Source organism: Streptomyces sp. NPDC021080 (assembly GCF_044333225.1).
Taxonomy (GTDB): domain Bacteria; phylum Actinomycetota; class Actinomycetes; order Streptomycetales; family Streptomycetaceae; genus Streptomyces.
In genome coordinates this window covers 1-1,554 of record NZ_JBIRQM010000062.1, presented here as the reverse complement: position 1 = coordinate 1,554, position 1,554 = coordinate 1, and the positions used below count along the sequence as shown (strand labels likewise).

Sequence of the window (1,554 nt, the reverse complement as noted above, 5' to 3'; positions counted from 1 at the left end):
GTGCAACACCATTGCTTTTGGAGGATGGCGTTGCTGTCAAGGGGTCCATCCGTCGGGGATCACTTCGGTGTGGATGGTGTATTTCTGGGCTGTTTGTGGGTGGCGGTTCCGGTTGAAGGGGTACTTGCTGTGCCTCTTCAGCATCCGTGATTTCACCCGCCACCGGCGTTGCTGCGGGATCAGGTTCGCCAGGGCGGCGCGGCCGATCGCGCCGACCAGTGATACCGGCTCGGTCGCGGTGATGCCGTTGCCGGTGACGATCTGGTCGGCGGCAGCCTGCAGCAGGACAGTGAAGCTCACCTGCCGTGGCGGCAGGTGAGGGTGTGCGGTGGTGAGGTCGCCGGCCATCCGGATCAGGGCCTGGTAGACGGTCAGCAGGGCATAGATCTCCTGCTCGAGACCGGGGACTGTCCGTGAGCGCAGGACGCGTCCGTCGAGGATGGTGGATTTCAGGGAGAAATAGCAGGTCTCCGCCTGCCACCGCCGGTGGTAGAGCTCGATCAGTTCCGTGGCCGGGTGGTGTTCGGCATCCAGGAGCGTGGTGAGCAGGCGCCACAGTTCGGTGCGCCGGGTCCCGTCGGAGAGAGTGACGGTCACCCATGCTTCGATCACCCGCACCTCCAGGCGCTGTCCGTATCCGTGGCCTGCCCGGTAGTTGTTGGACTGGATGAAGGTCCGGTAGGAGCCGTCGGGCAGCGGGTGACGGATGGTCGGGCGTCGCTTGCGGGTGGAACGCAGCAGGAAGACCGCACCGGTGTCGGAGACCGCGATCAGGAAGCCGACCGCGTCGTAGTAGGCATCGGCCAGTAGCAGCATCGAGGAGTCCAGACGGCCCAGCAGGCGGTGGGCGTAGGAGATCTCCCCGGTCCGGTCAGGGCCGAAGACCGCGTCGAGAAGGGCCCGGGTGCCGCACTCGACCAGGGCCACCAGGCGCACGATCGGGTAGCCGAATTCGATTACGGGGCCGATGTGCTTGGGGTAGCGCCAGGTCACCGCCGCCTCGTCGGGGGCGTTCAGCGTGGTGCCGTCGATGGCGACCACGCGCCGCCCGCGGTAGAAGGCGCAGGACTGGGCTGGGGTGGCCACCGGCCCCGCCAGGACCGTGAACAAGGCACGCAGCGGAGCGACGCCCAGCCTGCGGCGGGCACGCGACAGGGACGAGGCGCACGGCTGTGCCACGGCCGTGTGTCCGAGGCCCGCGGTGAGCTTGCCCCAGACCGCCTGGTAGGAGGACCGCTCGAAGAAGGCCAGCGCGAGGACGAAATACACCACAACACGCGCCGGCAGCAGACGCAGCCGCTGTTCCCGTGCCGCCGTCTCCTCGATGACCGCATCGACGAGGGCGGGATCGATGATCTGGGTCAGCTCACCGACATGGCCGGGCGCGTACACGTCCGGATCTGTCGCTGTGCACCGGGCGCTGGCAGACTTCGCTAACAACGGGACCTCCGGGTCGCTCGTCCCTGGCTCGACACCAAGGGACCTACCCGGGGTCCCGCCCTCTCGTTCGCCCACTTGACAGACCCACCCACAGCCTTAACGCAATGGTGTTGC

General features: G+C 67.3%; 1 protein-coding gene. It reads right to left on the bottom strand.

Going from position 1 to position 1,554, the window contains the following annotated elements; genetic code table 11:
• Positions 1-36: 36 nt before the first annotated feature.
• On the bottom strand, positions 37-1,392 hold the full coding sequence (locus tag ACH4S8_RS45110) for an IS4 family transposase (RefSeq protein WP_398405181.1): 1,356 nt from the start codon (positions 1,390-1,392) through the stop codon (positions 37-39).
• Positions 1,393-1,554: the final 162 nt, after the last annotated feature.